A 14,744-nucleotide genomic window follows, 5' to 3' on the forward strand; every position below is an offset into this window, starting at 1 on the left:
AGCAGCACCGGCGGCTAAATCACGCCGAATCGCGGCGCGAAGGAACAATTGGGGGTCAGTAAAGAACCCGGACACAGTCTATAGAAGCGTCAACGCCGCGCACATTAACCCTTGGTCGCGTCGTAGGCTACTTTTGCCTGCACTACAACGCCAGCTTTCGTACTGTTTTCAGTCAACTTTTGCGCCACTGAGGCGTTCGAAAGCCGCACTGGTGCGGATTACAAAACCTGTATCGGCACGAATCACGAAGAATGCACCAATGTCATGTTTTTCGGCATAGTCCCAAGCCCGTTCAGGCCCGAGAATCAGCAACAGCGTCGATAGTCCATCGGCCATCAACGCTGAAGGATGAATTACCGTGACTGACGCCAGGTTATGTAGGACCGGTGCCCCGCTCCGTGCATCGAAGGTGTGGGAATAGCGCCGGCCGTTCTGCAGGAAATAGTTGCGGTAATCACCGGAGGTGGAAACCCCGTAGCCGTCGACCTGAATGATCCGTTCGGCCACCTGTTGATCGTCTCGCGGCTCTTCCAGCGCAATACGCCAGGATGAGCCATCAAGCTTCTTGCCCTTGGCCTTTAGCTCACCGGTGGCTTCGGCGAGATAGTCATGGATGCCCATCGACTCGAGCCTGGCGGCGATGGTGTCGACCGCGTAACCGGCGGCGATGCTGTTGAAGTCGACTTCGACAGCGGCGTCCTTGCACAAGCGGTCGCCGTCGATATGCAAATGGCGGTAGCCGACTCGCTGCAGGGTTTCGGCCAGCGCGGCGGAGTCGGGGACTTTCTCTTCACGCCCTTGCGGGCCGAACCCCCACAGGTTCATCAGCGGTTCGACAGTCAGGTCGTAGGAACCTTCGCTCTGCTCCGACAGCTGCTCGCCGACACGGACCAATTCGAGCACGGCAGCCGGCAGGGTCTGACAGCTGTTCGCCGGCAAGGCATTGAAACGTTCGATGTCGGAGTCACTGCGATAGGTCGACATCTGCCGATCCACTTCCGCGAGGATACCTTCCACTTCCCGGCGAACTTGCGCCGGCTCGGCAATACCCGCGTGTCGCACGTACTTGATCGAATACGTACTGCCCATGGTCGCCCCCCCAAAGCTTTCCATGGACTCACCGCTGCCGCAGGCAGCGAGAAAAACCGCGACACTCACAAGCCAAACCCACCGTCCAGTGAACAATTCTTCATCTCCCCATAAAAGCGCGCCAGCCATTATGGATCAAAGGCCCGCACGCTCCCCAACGGATGCAACGCGTCATAAGAAACCAATAATGAGTAACTGAAAATGTCCTCGACCACGGGCAAAGGCAAAGCGATTTTTCGCGTTGTCAGCGGCAATTTTCTCGAGATGTTCGACTTTATGGTCTATGGCTTCTACGCCACGGCCATCGCCAAAACCTTCTTCCCGGCCGACAGCGCCTTCGCTTCCCTGATGCTGTCCCTGGCCACCTTCGGTGCCGGTTTCCTGATGCGTCCGCTGGGCGCGATCTTCCTTGGTGCCTACATTGACCGTCACGGTCGTCGCCAGGGCCTGATCATTACCCTTGCGTTGATGGCCGCCGGTACGATCCTGATCGCCTGCGTGCCGGGCTATGCCACTCTGGGTGTCGCAGCGCCGTTGATCGTGCTGTTCGGTCGCTTGCTGCAAGGCTTCTCGGCCGGCGTCGAGCTGGGCGGTGTTTCGGTGTATCTGGCGGAAATCGCCACGCCGGGCCGCAAAGGCTTTTTCGTCAGTTGGCAGTCCGCCAGCCAGCAGGCGGCGGTGGTGTTTGCCGGCCTGCTCGGAGTGGGTCTCAACCACTGGCTGAGCCCGGAACAGATGGGTGACTGGGGCTGGCGCGTGCCGTTCCTGATCGGCTGCATGATCGTTCCGGTGATCTTCGTCATTCGTCGTTCGCTGGAGGAAACCCCGGAATTCCAGGCGCGTAAACATCGCCCTACGCTGCGGGAAATCGTCCGCTCAATCGGTCAGAACTTTGGCATCGTCATCGCCGGCATGGCGCTGGTGGTGATGACCACGGTTTCGTTCTACCTGATCACCGCCTACACCCCGACCTTCGGCAAGGCTGAACTGCATCTGTCGGATTTCGACGCGCTGCTGGTGACCGTGTGCATCGGTCTGTCGAACTTCTTCTGGCTGCCGGTGATGGGCGCGGTGTCCGACAAGATCGGGCGCAAACCCCTACTGCTGGCGGCGACGATTCTGGCGATCCTGACCGCCTATCCGGCGCTGTCGTGGCTGGTGGCGAACCCGAGTTTCAGTCATCTGCTGATCGTCGAACTGTGGCTGTCGTTCCTGTACGGTTCGTACAACGGCGCGATGGTCGTGGCTCTGACCGAAATCATGCCGGTGGAAGTGCGCACCACCGGATTCTCGCTGGCCTATAGCCTGGCGACGGCGACCTTTGGTGGCTTCACGCCAGCAGCCTGTACTTATCTGATCCATGTGCTGGACAACAAGGCTGCGCCGGGTATCTGGCTCAGCGGTGCGGCGGTGCTGGGACTGATTGCGACGCTGGTGCTGTTCCGTGGCAATAAGCATGAGCTGCGGACTGCGCAAGCGGCCGTGGCAGGTGGCGCCCGATAAAACGCCTTAGGGAGCAAGCCCCCTCCCACAAGGTCCGGTGGTGCCAACATGATTGTGTGAACACCGCCAAACCTGTGGGAGGGGGCTTGCTCCCGAAGAGGCCGGTACAGGCAATAAAGATTCAGCAGGCATAAAAAAACGCCCCGACCTAAGTCGGGGCGTTTTCATTTGCAGCGAAGGCTTAGCGCGGGAACGCTGGCGGGTTTACACCGGCCATGTCTTCCATCACGCGAACCACCTGGCAGCTGTAGCCGAACTCGTTGTCGTACCAGACGTACAGAACAACGCGGTTGTCCTGAACGATGGTCGCTTCAGCGTCGACCACACCGGCGTGACGCGAACCCACGAAGTCAGTGGACACCACTTCCTGCGAGTTGACGAAGTCGATTTGCTTGTGCAGATCGGAGTGCAGCGCCATGTAGCGCAGGTACTCGTTCATCTCTTCACGGCTGGCGGCTTTCTCAAGGTTCAGGTTGAGAATGGCCATCGACACGTTTGGCGTCGGAACGCGGATCGCGTTACCGGTCAGCTTGCCGGCCAGCTCAGGCAGGGCCTTGGCAGCGGCGGTGGCAGCACCGGTCTCGGTGATGACCATGTTCAGCGCGGCGGAACGGCCACGGCGATCGCCCTTGTGGAAGTTGTCGATCAGGTTCTGGTCGTTGGTGTACGAGTGAACGGTTTCGACGTGACCGTTGATGATGCCGAACTTGTCATTCACAGCCTTCAGCACCGGCACGATGGCGTTGGTGGTGCAGGAAGCGGCGGACACGATCTTGTCGTCAGCGGTGATTTCGTTGTGGTTGATACCGTGAACGATGTTCTTCAGCTTGCCTTTGCCAGGCGCGGTCAGAACAACGCGAGCGACACCCGGGCATTGCAGGTGCTGACCCAGGCCATCGGCGTCACGCCATACACCGGTGTTGTCCACCAGCAGCGCGTCTTTGATGCCGTACTGGGTGTAATCCACCTCGGTCGGGTTCTTCGCGTAGATCACCTGGATCAGGTTACCGTTGGCGGTGATGGTGTTGTTTTCTTCGTCGATGACGATGGTGCCGTTGAACGGACCGTGTACCGAATCGCGACGCAGCAGGCTGGCGCGCTTGGTCAGGTCGTTTTCGGCGCCTTTGCGCACGACGATGGCACGCAGACGCAGACCGTCGCCACCACCGGTTTTCTCGATCAGGATGCGCGCCAGCAGACGACCGATACGACCGAAGCCGTACAGCACAACGTCAGTGCCTTTGCGGGCCGAAGCGTTTTGCTGACCAACCACGTCAGCCAGTTCTTCACGCACGAACTGCTCGGCGCTGCGGCCATTGCCTTCGCTGCGGAATTTGAACGCCAACTTGCCCAGGTCTACCGAAGCCGCGCCGAGCTTGAGCTCGCTCATGGCTTTCAGCAGAGGGAATGTTTCGTGGACGGAGAGTTCGCTATCGTCGGAGGAACGGTGGCGAGCAAAGCGGTGAGCTTTGAGAATCGCGATGACAGACTGGTTGATCAGGCTGCGGCCATAGATCGAGCTCACCACGTTGTTATTGCGGTAGAGCTGACCGATAAGCGGAATCATCGCTTCTGCGAGTGCTTCACGGTCGATCCATTCACCAAGACACTGGTCGGGCTTCTGAGTCACGGGAACCTTCCACATGTAGGGGCAGAAAAAAGGGGCTACATTATGCCGCCGAGAACCTCTTGTAGCAATGCGCGCTTGTCGCGCAATCGGTAACAAAATTCCGTTCAAAAAAATTACGCCCCGCGCCAGCCCAGTAAAACCGGGGCTTCCAGCGCAGTCAATTTTTCGACGACTGTTAGACGATGTCTGTAACCCTCCGTAACACCAGTCGATTTCGGCACTACATAACCACTAAAAAAGTGCTCGTTTTTATGGTTACCACTACATTTTGCGCAAACCGCGAAGATAGACGCAGTCTGCAACTGACAGCCGGCACCTGACGCCGCTACAATTACCGACTTTGTCGCAAAGCCTGGAGCTCAACCTTCCGTGCCCGTTCTGCGTCTACCGCTTCTCCCTGCCGCGGCAGGTAAACAGCATTGGGGCAACCTGCCCGGTGCTGCCCTCAGCCTCGCGATTGCCGAGGCTGCCAGCGCTGCCAAGCGCTTCACCCTGCTACTGACCGCCGACAGCCAGAGTGCCGAACGGCTGGAACAGGAGCTGAGTTTCTTCGCCCCGGATTTGCCCGTGCTGCATTTCCCCGACTGGGAAACCCTGCCGTACGATCTGTTCTCGCCGCACCAGGACATCATCTCCCAGCGTATCGCCAGCCTTTATAGACTGCCGGAACTGGCGCACGGCGTGCTGGTGGTGCCGATTACCACCGCCCTGCATCGCCTGGCGCCGACCAAATTCCTGCTCGGCAGCAGTCTGGTGCTGGATGTCGGGCAGAAGCTCGATGTCGAACAGATGCGCGCGCGGCTTGAGGCCAGCGGCTATCGCTACGTCGATACGGTCTACGAGCACGGCGAGTTCACCGTGCGCGGCGCGCTGATCGACCTGTTCCCGATGGGCAGCAAACTGCCCTATCGCATCGACCTGTTCGATGACGAAATCGAAACCCTGCGCACCTTCGACCCGGAAAACCAACGTTCCATCGACAAGGTCGATTCGGTCAAGCTGCTGCCGGCCCGAGAGTTCCCGCTGCAGAAAGATGCGGTCACCCGCTTCAAGGCGCGCTTTCGCGAGCGTTTCGATGTCGACTTCCGACGCTGCCCGATCTTCCAGGACTTGAGCAGCGGCATCACCCCGGCCGGTATCGAGTACTACCTGCCGCTGTTCTTCGACGAAACCTCGACACTGTTCGATTACCTGCCGCAGGACACTCAAGTGTTCTCGCTGCCGGGTATCGAACAAGCGGCAGAAAATTTCTGGAACGACGTGCGCAATCGCTACGAAGAGCGCCGCGTCGATCCATCGCGCCCTCTATTGCCGCCTGCGGAATTGTTCCTGCCGGTGGAAGACTGCTTCGCCCGCCTCAAGAGCTGGCCACGGGTCGTCGCCAGCCAGCAGGACGTCGAATCCGGTGCCGGCCGCGAGCGCTTCCCGGCGCAGGCACTGCCAAACCTGGCGATCGAAGCCAAGGCCACACAACCACTGGCGGCGCTCTCGACATTCCTCGACGAATTCCCCGGACGCGTGCTGTTCACCGCCGAATCCGCGGGCCGGCGTGAAGTCCTGCTGGAGCTGCTGGAACGGCTGAAGCTGCGGCCGAAAACCGTCGACAGCTGGCCGGACTTCGTTTCGAGCAAGGATCGCCTGGCGATCACCATCGCGCCGCTCGACGAAGGCTTGATGCTCGATGACCCGGCGCTGGCGCTGGTGGCGGAGAGCCCGTTGTTCGGTCAGCGCGTCATGCAGCGTCGTCGCCGGGAAAAACGCGCCGACGCCAACAACGATGCAGTGATCAAAAACCTTACCGAACTGCGCGAAGGCGCGCCGGTGGTGCACATCGATCACGGTGTCGGGCGTTATCTGGGCCTGACGATTCTGGAGATCGACAACCAGGCGGCCGAATTCCTCACTCTGGAATATGCGGAGAACGCGAAGCTCTACGTGCCGGTGGCCAACCTGCACCTGATCGCCCGTTACACCGGCAGCGATGACTCACTGGCGCCGCTGCACCGCCTCGGCTCCGAGACCTGGCAGAAAGCCAAGCGCAAAGCCGCCGAACAGGTGCGCGATGTCGCCGCTGAGCTGCTCGACATCTATGCCCGTCGTGCCGCCCGCGAAGGCTACGCGTTTGCCGACCCGAAAGCCGATTACGCGACCTTCAGCGCCGGTTTCCCGTTCGAAGAAACGCCGGACCAGCAAGCGACCATCGAAGCGGTGCGCGAAGACATGCTCGCGCCAAAGCCGATGGATCGTCTGGTCTGCGGCGACGTCGGTTTCGGCAAGACCGAAGTGGCGATGCGCGCCGCGTTCATCGCCGTGCACGGCGGGCGTCAGGTCGCGATTCTGGTGCCGACCACCCTGCTCGCCCAGCAGCACTACAACAGCTTCCGCGACCGCTTCGCCGACTGGCCAGTGACCGTGGAAGTGATGAGCCGCTTCAAATCGGCCAAGGAAGTCAACGCGGCGATCGCCGATCTGGCGGAAGGCAAGATCGACATCGTCATCGGCACGCACAAGCTGCTGTCCGACGACGTGAAGATCAAAAACCTGGGTCTGGTGATCATCGACGAAGAACACCGTTTCGGTGTCCGGCAGAAAGAACAGCTCAAGGCCCTGCGCAGCGAAGTCGACATTCTCACGCTGACCGCCACGCCGATTCCGCGCACGCTGAACATGGCGGTGTCGGGCATGCGCGATCTGTCGATCATCGCCACGCCGCCGGCGCGACGCCTGTCGGTGCGCACCTTCGTCATGGAGCAGAACAAGAGCACGGTCAAAGAGGCCCTGCTGCGTGAACTGCTGCGCGGTGGGCAGGTTTACTACCTGCACAACGACGTGAAGACCATCGAGAAGTGCGCTGCCGATCTCGCCGAACTGGTGCCGGAAGCACGGATCGGCATCGGTCACGGACAGATGCGCGAACGCGAACTCGAACAGGTGATGAGCGACTTCTATCACAAGCGCTTCAACGTGCTGATTGCCTCGACCATCATCGAGACCGGCATCGACGTGCCGAGCGCCAACACCATCATCATCGAGCGCGCCGACAAGTTCGGTCTGGCGCAATTGCACCAGTTGCGCGGACGTGTCGGCCGCAGTCACCACCAGGCTTACGCGTACCTGCTAACCCCGCCGCGCCAGCAAATCACTTCGGACGCGGAAAAACGTCTGGAAGCGATTGCCAACACCCAGGATCTGGGCGCCGGTTTCGTGCTGGCGACCAACGACTTGGAAATCCGTGGTGCCGGCGAACTGCTGGGCGACGGCCAGAGTGGGCAGATTCAGGCCGTGGGCTTCACGCTGTACATGGAAATGCTCGAACGCGCGGTGAAGTCGATCCGCAAGGGCGAACAGCCGAACCTCGATCAACCGCTCGGCGGAGGCCCGGAGGTCAACCTGCGTGTGCCGGCGCTGATTCCGGAAGACTATCTGCCGGACGTTCACGCCCGCCTGATTCTGTACAAGCGCATCGCTTCGGCCACCGACGAGGAAGGCCTGAAGGATCTGCAAGTGGAGATGATCGATCGTTTCGGCCTGCTGCCGGAGCCGACCAAGAATCTGGTGCGCATCACCGCGCTGAAGTTGCAGGCCGAACAACTGGGCATCAAGAAAGTCGACGGTGGCCCGCAGGGTGGACGCATCGAGTTCGCCGCGCAGACGCCGGTCGACCCGATGACCTTGATCAAACTGATCCAGACTCAGCCAAAACGCTACAAATTCGAAGGCGCCACGATGTTCAAGTTCCAGGTGCCGATGGAACGCCCGGAAGAGCGCTTTAATACTGTAGAGGCGCTGTTCGAGCGCCTCCTCCCGAAAACTGTTTGAAGGACGCCGCATGCGCCTGTTTCGCTCACTGACTTTGCTACTTGCCTTGGTAGCCCCTTCGGTTTTCGCCGATGACCTGTATCAGGTCGAAATGATTCTGGTGCGCCAGAACGCCGTGCCGGCTATCGTCAGCCGCGCCGCCCCGGAAGACTGGGCCACCGGCGCTCAACGCCTGGGTGATGACAGCCTGCGCACACCTGCGCTCGGCGACGTTGCCAGCAAACTCAGCGCCAGCGGTGATTACAGTGTGCTGATGCACAAGGCCTGGCAGCAGACCCTCGGCGAAGCGCCGACCAAGGTGGCCGTCAGCGACGGCAAGGAACAGTTCGGCCAGTTCCCGATCGAGGGCACGCTGGAAATGAAACTCGGGCGCTTTACCGACGTGAACGCCGACTTCTGGGTCAACCAGATCGACGCCAACGGCATGGTCACTGCCAGCGAACACCTGAAACAGGACAGCCACACCAAAAACGGCCAGCTCAACTATCTCGACAACGGCCACCTGGCGCTGCTGATCAAGATCACCTCCCTGACGGCGCCCGCCCCTCGGCAAGCCCCTGAAGCGATTCCGGACTGATCGAAGTCCTTATGTCCCCGCCCCTGAGTAAACCGTTGGCACCCTCCTGGGTCAGCCGATTCAAGGAACAGAGCCTGGAGCGTGGCCGCCGCTACGCCCTGGAGAACCGGGTACGCATCGCGCAGGTGGGCGATGCGACCATCACCGCCAGTTGCGAAGGCTCCGGCGGTAACGTCTACCGTCAGACCATTCACTTGCGCGAGTCAGCCAAAGACACCCTGTTGCTGGTTGACGCCACCTGCACCTGCCCGGTGCGCAATAACTGCAAACACTGCGCCGCAGTACTCCTGCAAGTGCAGGAAACCCTCGAATACCCTGCCGCTGCGAAAGACGCCGAGCTGCTGGAAAAGCTCCAGGCAGTTTTGGAAAACCGCAGCCCTAAGGCGCCGCCGCAAGTGCTGGTGGACAACGTGCAACCGCTGCCGCGCCTGTGGCTGGCCAGCGTCGAATTCAGCGCGTTCGAGCCGCGCAACGGCAAGATGCAGCGCTATATTCAGCATCGGGCGGCGCTGTCGTTCAGCTATCTGGATGAATACGTCAGCGGACAGAAAAACAGCGACATTCTGATTCGTCAGGAAACCCAGACCCTGCGGATAAAACGCCATCCGGAAGTGGAACAGTCCTACCGCGAACAGTTAAGAATCCTCGGCTTCCGTATCGCCACGCGCCAGAGCAAAGCGCTGCCGGAAAGCGCCGGTGAGCTGTACGAGATGGTCAACGACAGCGCCTGGCTGACGTTTACCCTCAACGAACTGCCGAAGCTGCGCACCCAAGGCTGGGAATTGCAGATCGACGAGGAGTTCGGTTTCGACCTGACCGCCGTCGACGACTGGTACGCCACCGTCGAACAGGCGCCGGAGCGCGACTGGTTCGATCTGGAACTGGGGATCATCGTCAATGGTGAACGCCTGAGCCTGCTGCCGATCCTGCTCAACCTGATGCGTTCGCACACGGAAATCCTCAACCCGGAACGCCTCGCGCGGCGCCGCGATGACGAGCTGATTCTGGTCAATGTGCCGCAACGCAACAGTGAGCACGGGCCGCTGCAAGTGGCGCTGCCCCTTGGCCGACTAAAACCGGTACTGGCAACGCTGGGCGAGTTCTACTTGCAGGAACCGGGCGAAACCACCCTGCGCCTGAGCAAGGCCGACGCCACGCGCCTTAATTCGCTGGAAGGCATTCCCCTGCTGTGGGAAGGCGGCGAGCAGATCCGCAGTTTCGCCCAACGTCTGCGCGATATTCGCGATTACAGCGCGAAAGCGCCGGAAGGCTTGAACGCGACGTTGCGTCCCTATCAGCTCGAAGGCTTGAGCTGGATGCAGTCGCTGCGTCAGCTTGAGGTCGGCGGGATTCTGGCGGACGACATGGGTCTGGGTAAAACCTTACAGACCCTGGCGCATATTCTCAGTGAGAAAAACGCCGGGCGTCTGGATCGACCGTGCATGGTGGTGATGCCCACCAGCCTGATCCCGAACTGGCTCGACGAAGCCGCGCACTTCACGCCGCAACTGAAAGTGGTCGCGCTGTACGGTGCCGGCCGCAAAAAGCATTTCGAGCATCTGGCCGACTTCGACCTGATCCTGACCACCTATGCACTGCTGCCCAAGGACGTCGAACGGCTGGCACAACAGCCGCTGCACGTTCTGGTGCTCGACGAAGCGCAGTACATCAAGAACCCTAACAGCAAGGCCGCGCAGGCCGCTCGCGAACTCAACGCGCGCCAGCGCCTGTGCCTGAGTGGCACACCGCTGGAAAACCACCTCGGCGAGTTGTGGTCGTTGTTCCACTTTCTGCTGCCGGGCTGGTTGGGCGATGTCAAAAGCTTCAATGCCGACTACCGCGTGCCGATCGAAAAGCGCGCCAGCGAAGTCAGGCTGCAGCACCTCAATGGGCGGATAAAACCGTTTCTGCTGCGCCGCACCAAGGAACAGGTGGCCACCGAACTGCCGCCCAAAACCGAGATCATCCACTGGGTCGATCTCAATGAGGCGCAGCGCGACGTGTACGAAACCATGCGCCTGGCGATGGACAAGAAAGTCCGCGACGAGATCACTCGCAAAGGCGTGGCGCGCAGCCAGATCATCATTCTTGAAGCCCTGCTCAAGCTGCGTCAGGTCTGCTGCGATCTGCGCCTGGTCAACGACGCCACCCTGCCCGCCCGTGGCAGCAGCTCGGGCAAACTCGACAGCCTGATGGAAATGCTCGAAGAGTTGTTCGAAGAAGGTCGGCGGATTCTGCTGTTCTCGCAGTTCACCTCGATGCTGTCACTGATCGAAGACGAACTGAAGAAACGCAACGTGGCCTACGCCTTGCTGACCGGCCAGACCCGCGATCGGCGCACGCCGGTGAAGGAATTCCAGAGCGGCAAGCGTCAGATTTTTCTGATCAGCCTGAAGGCCGGCGGCGTCGGCTTGAACCTGACCGAAGCGGATACGGTGATCCATTACGATCCGTGGTGGAACCCGGCGACCGAGAACCAGGCAACCGACCGCGCCTATCGAATCGGCCAGGAGAAGCCGGTGTTCGTCTACAAGATGATTGCCCGCGGCACGGTGGAAGAGAAGATTCAGCACCTGCAGAAGGAAAAGTCTGACTTGGCGGCAGGCGTACTGGATGGGCGCAAGGCCGGGGACTGGAAACTGCAGAGCGATGATATTGAAGCGCTGTTTGCGCCGTTGCCGGATAAGCTCGACAAGCGTTGAGATGTGCAGTGTTTGCTAGATAGCTTTCGCGAGCAAGCCCGCTCCCACAGTTGGATCGCATTTCCCCTTGTGGGAGCGAGCCTGCTCGCGAACGGATCACCTCAGTTGAAGGTTCAAACTGAAGCTTACTGCCTGGAAGCGGGCAACGGCGCAAACAGCGCTTCGATATCACTCTGTTCCAGTTTGAATCCAACCGTCGTACCACCTTCAAGCACCGCCCCGGCCAGCGCTGCTTTCTCCTGCTGCAGCGCCTGGATTTTTTCCTCCACGGTACCTTTGGCAATCAACTTGTAAACAAACACCGGATTGTTCTGCCCGATACGATAAGCGCGATCGGTTGCCTGATTCTCCACTGCCGGATTCCACCAAGGGTCGAAGTGGATCACCGTGTCCGCAGCCGTCAGGTTCAGACCGGTACCGCCAGCCTTGAGGCTGATGAGGAACAACGGCACCTTGCCGCCCTGGAAATTCTTGACTGGCGTGCGCCGGTCGGTGGTGTCGCCAGTCAGCAACGAATAACCGATAGCGCGCTGCTGCAACTCCTGCTCGATCAGCGCCAGCATCGAGGTGAACTGGGAGAACAGCAGGATGCGCCGACCTTCGCCGAGCAACTCTTCGAGCATCTCCATCAGGCTGATCAGCTTGCCGCTGCCCGAGCGCAATGCCTTCGCCGTGAGAGGCATGTTGATCAAGCGCAGATCGCAGCAGACCTGACGCAGCTTGAGCAAGGCATCAAGAATGATGATTTGACTGCGCGCCACACCACTGCGGGCAATTTCGTCGCGCACTTTTTTGTCCATCGCCACGCGCACCGTTTCATAGACGTCGCGCTGGCCGTCGCTGAGTTCAACCCAATGGATGATTTCGGTTTTCGGCGGCAGCTCAGTGGCGACCTGATCTTTCTTGCGACGCAGCAAAAACGGCTTGATGCGCGCCGTCAGGTGCTGCATGCGCTGGACATTGCCATGTTTCTCGATCGGTGTGCGGTAATCGCGGTTGAAGGATTTGCTGTCGCCCAGCCAGCCAGGCATGAGGAAATGAAACTGCGACCACAGCTCGCCGAGATGGTTTTCCAGCGGCGTGCCGCTCAGACACAAGCGCTGACGGGCCTGCAAGTCACGTGCGGCCTGCGCCGCTTTGCTCAGCGGGTTCTTGATGTTCTGCGCTTCGTCGAGAATCAGCACGCTCCACGACTGCGGCCGCAGCGTTTCAAGATCCCTGGGCAGCAAGGCGTAAGTGGTCAGCACCAAGTCGTATTCGGCGAGATTGGCGAAGTCTTTTTGCCGCCCGGCCCCATGCAGCGCCAGGACCTTCAACTGAGGCGTGAAGCGCTGGGCCTCGTCGAGCCAGTTGGGAATCAGGCTGGTCGGCATCACCGCCAGTGCCGGGCAATCGAGGCGACCGGCGTGCTTTTCCGTGAGCAGATGCGCCAGGGTCTGCAGGGTTTTGCCCAAGCCCATGTCATCGCCAAGAATGCCGCCGACCTCCAGCTCCCGCAGAGTCTGCATCCAGCCAAGGCCTTCGAGCTGATATGGGCGCAGTTGCGCATTAAGGCCGGCCGGCGCAGCAATATGGGTGTGACTGGAATTGTGCAGCCGCTTGGCAAAAGTGCGCAGGCGTTCGCCGCCCTGCCATTCCAGTGGCATGCCATCGAGCATACTCAGGCGCGCGGCGTCTGGAGCAGTCAAGCGCAGCGCATCGCCCTGATGTCCGCCCAGGTACAGCTCGCCCAGCGTCGCCATCAGCGGTTTGACCCGACTCAGCGGCAACGCCACCTTGGCGCCTGCCGGGTCGCCAAAACCGCTGGGCTTGAGTTCGATCAGGAGTTTTTCGTCGTCGCTGCGTTGCGCCAGATTCACCGGGTCGAGCAAACGTGGCTGGGTGCGCAACAGATGCAGAAGGATCGGCAACAAGCTGTAGCGCTCGCCATTGACGACGATGCCCAGTTGCAGATCAAACCATTGATGCCCGGCCTCTTCTTCGACCTCCGCGTACCAGTGTTCGACCGGCTGCACATCGAAATGGAAGCCGGGACTGATTTCGATTTCCCAGTCCGCGGCGCGCAGTGTGGCAAGCCCTTCATGCATGAATCCGAGCCAGGCGGAATCATCCGGCAAAGTGAACATCTCGCCGGGACGATCCATAGCGCTCTTGCGCGTGGCTTTTTTGAAGCCGAGCTTTTGCAGGCTCTGGCGCAACTTCTTTTCCATCGCAGGCTGGCGTCGAATGCGCTGGGTTTCAGTGCCATTGAGGATCATCACTTCCGGATTACGATCCACCGCCGGATGACCATTGTAGGTAAACACCAGAGCGGCGCGGTGCTCCAGAACGTATTCCCAGCGCGAACGCTCCCGGCCGCTGACCAAGGTCAGTTGCGGCTGCGGAAGCACGTCATCGATGATTCGTTCGGTGAGCTTATGCGGCGGCGGGATTTTGGTCATCGCGCTCATGCGATGGCTGAACTGCATCGCCTGACGCGCCGGGATGTCTGGGGCGAGGGTCAAATGGCAGGCCAGTTTTTCTTCCAACTCACTGAATAGAGGGCCAACCTGTCGCTGCTCACGATCGAGGTAATAAAGCGGCTCCAGCGCCAGCACGGTTTCCTGCGCAGCCTCGGCACTGCTCCACTGGGCGCGGAACCCACCGTCGGCCTGCTCGGCCCAAGAGAACAGACCCATGCGTTTCGCGCCCGGCGTCAGTGCCTGCAAGTTTTCGAAGTCGAGGAACAGGCGGGAGGTGCACAGGAGCATTTCCAGCAGTTCGGCGCCACTGCTGCCTTCCAGCGGATAGCCGCTGTAATAGGCGTGATGGGAATGCATGGCGACCAACAGCCTGGCAACGCGCAGATCCAGTTCGGACAGATAACCGGGCTGACGCATGAGCATGTCCGCCAGCGAATACATCGGTTTTACTTCGCGTAACTCGCTGTTCTTGAGCTGGGAGACCTTGAAAATATCGAGCAGCCACTTGCCGCTCACTGACGTTGGCTTGAGCTTGTAAAACAGGCGCGTGCCTGCGGTTTGCGCGCCTTCTCCGATGGGCTTGGCCGGCACGGGAATGGTCGAAAGCCAATGTTCCAGCGCCCGCCCCAACTGGGCCTGAGCGTCACTTTCGGACGCTTCATGATCACGGCCCTGCAGGTGATAGAGCACCGCAGCGCAGTGTTTGCAGTCGATTGAGACAGGACAGGTGCACAGGCAACGCAAGGTGACGGAACCCAGCCGATCTTCGGACAGGTAAATGGTTTGTTCATACGCCTGATCTTCCGAACCGACGCAGAACGCCTCGATCTTTCTGTCATCGATCTCGATGATCTCTACCCGATCATCGACAGCATAAGCACGGGCCTTGGCCAACGCCTTGCTACTGAATGCGTGAGTCCATGCCAGCCCTTTAAGCCGCTCGATGAAACTGCTCATGGACA

General features: G+C 60.2%; 7 protein-coding genes. 4 read left to right on the forward strand and 3 right to left on the reverse strand.

Annotated elements, in window-relative coordinates:
* Positions 1 to 168 precede the first annotated feature (168 nt).
* Positions 169 to 1,218, reverse strand: a complete 1,050-nt coding sequence (locus E4T63_RS18705) for an FAD:protein FMN transferase (protein ID WP_209318216.1) — start codon at positions 1,216 to 1,218, stop codon at positions 169 to 171.
* 72 nt (positions 1,219 to 1,290) lie between these two features.
* Between E4T63_RS18705 and E4T63_RS18710 the strand changes: the two genes are divergently transcribed.
* On the forward strand, positions 1,291 to 2,592 hold the full coding sequence (locus E4T63_RS18710) for an MFS transporter (protein WP_096797170.1): 1,302 nt from the start codon (positions 1,291 to 1,293) through the stop codon (positions 2,590 to 2,592).
* A gap of 181 nt (positions 2,593 to 2,773) precedes the next feature.
* Here the strand turns inward: E4T63_RS18710 and E4T63_RS18715 are convergent, their stop codons facing one another.
* A complete protein-coding gene (locus E4T63_RS18715) occupies positions 2,774 to 4,237 on the reverse strand; it encodes a glyceraldehyde-3-phosphate dehydrogenase (protein WP_003226583.1) in 1,464 nt (487 codons plus the stop codon).
* Positions 4,238 to 4,591: 354 nt separating this feature from the next.
* Between E4T63_RS18715 and mfd the strand changes: the two genes are divergently transcribed.
* Genes mfd through E4T63_RS18730 form a run of 3 tightly spaced genes read left to right on the forward strand, consistent with a single transcriptional unit; the run spans position 4,592 to position 11,320 of the window.
* A complete protein-coding gene (gene mfd, locus E4T63_RS18720) occupies positions 4,592 to 8,041 on the forward strand; it encodes a transcription-repair coupling factor (RefSeq protein ID WP_135296245.1) in 3,450 nt (1,149 codons plus the stop codon).
* A 10-nt stretch (positions 8,042 to 8,051) separates the two neighbouring features.
* On the forward strand, positions 8,052 to 8,618 hold the full coding sequence (locus E4T63_RS18725) for a CsiV family protein (protein ID WP_135296246.1): 567 nt from the start codon (positions 8,052 to 8,054) through the stop codon (positions 8,616 to 8,618).
* 11 nt (positions 8,619 to 8,629) lie between these two features.
* Positions 8,630 to 11,320 (forward strand): DEAD/DEAH box helicase, encoded by a 2,691-nt coding sequence (locus E4T63_RS18730; protein WP_097088554.1) that lies wholly within the window; start codon positions 8,630 to 8,632, stop codon positions 11,318 to 11,320.
* 125 nt (positions 11,321 to 11,445) lie between these two features.
* Here the strand turns inward: E4T63_RS18730 and E4T63_RS18735 are convergent, their stop codons facing one another.
* Positions 11,446 to 14,739: a DEAD/DEAH box helicase gene (locus tag E4T63_RS18735; RefSeq protein ID WP_135296247.1), complete on the reverse strand. Its 3,294-nt coding sequence runs from the start codon at positions 14,737 to 14,739 to the stop codon at positions 11,446 to 11,448.
* Between the last annotated feature and the right edge of the window lie 5 nt (positions 14,740 to 14,744).

This window comes from Pseudomonas fluorescens, assembly GCF_004683905.1.
Classification (GTDB): Bacteria; Pseudomonadota; Gammaproteobacteria; order Pseudomonadales; family Pseudomonadaceae; genus Aquipseudomonas; species Aquipseudomonas putida_A.

Excerpts from the sequence above, each read along its gene's own strand:
- E4T63_RS18725 (WP_135296246.1), top strand. The coding sequence starts at position 8,052 with ATGCGCCTGTTTCGCTCACTGACTTTGCTACTTGCCTTGGTAGCCCCT.
- E4T63_RS18735 (WP_135296247.1), bottom strand. The coding sequence starts at position 14,739 with ATGAGCAGTTTCATCGAGCGGCTTAAAGGGCTGGCATGGACTCACGCA.
- E4T63_RS18730 (WP_097088554.1), top strand. The coding sequence starts at position 8,630 with ATGTCCCCGCCCCTGAGTAAACCGTTGGCACCCTCCTGGGTCAGCCGA.
- E4T63_RS18705 (WP_209318216.1), bottom strand. The coding sequence starts at position 1,218 with ATGGCTGGCGCGCTTTTATGGGGAGATGAAGAATTGTTCACTGGACGG.
- E4T63_RS18715 (WP_003226583.1), bottom strand. The coding sequence starts at position 4,237 with ATGTGGAAGGTTCCCGTGACTCAGAAGCCCGACCAGTGTCTTGGTGAA.
- E4T63_RS18710 (WP_096797170.1), top strand. The coding sequence starts at position 1,291 with ATGTCCTCGACCACGGGCAAAGGCAAAGCGATTTTTCGCGTTGTCAGC.